The following is a 443-nucleotide window of genomic DNA, read 5'->3' on the forward strand; positions in this document are numbered from 1 at the left end:
CCTTACCTTAAGATGACGAAGTTGTTGAGTGTTCACACAGATTGCCTTGATTCAAAGTAGTTAGAGCAAAGACCTGATGCGAAAGCGTCAGTGCTTGTTTGGCTAACGCCAAACGAGAGAAGCCCTATCATTGGGTTTTGGGATGTGAATAATGGCGCTCGGCCTCGCAGGCTCGGCACTCGCCATTACCCAAAATCTGCACTGCTGACGCAGCGCAAAGATGATTTTGGGTCCCCTTCGTCTAGAGGCCTAGGACACCGCCCTTTCACGGCGGTAACAGGGGTTCGAATCCCCTAGGGGACGCCACTTCTCTTCTTGCTAACAAGAATGCAGAGTTAAGAAACTGATTCTTAACTCTGTTTTCTTCGGCCTTGAGCCGTTGCAAACATGCTCTTTAACAATCTGGAAAGCTGATTTAAAAAGTAGTTCTCAAACATTTGTTA

Annotated in this window: 1 tRNA gene; it reads left to right on the forward strand. The window is 47.2% G+C overall.

Annotated features, from left to right (window positions below):
* Positions 1 to 230: 230 nt before the first annotated feature.
* Positions 231 to 306: transfer RNA gene (locus AAHA39_RS20540), tRNA-Glu, on the forward strand.
* The last annotated feature ends 137 nt before the right edge of the window (positions 307 to 443 follow it).

This window comes from Aeromonas sp. SE22 (assembly GCF_038739755.1).
Classification (GTDB): Bacteria; Pseudomonadota; Gammaproteobacteria; order Enterobacterales; family Aeromonadaceae; genus Aeromonas; species Aeromonas jandaei.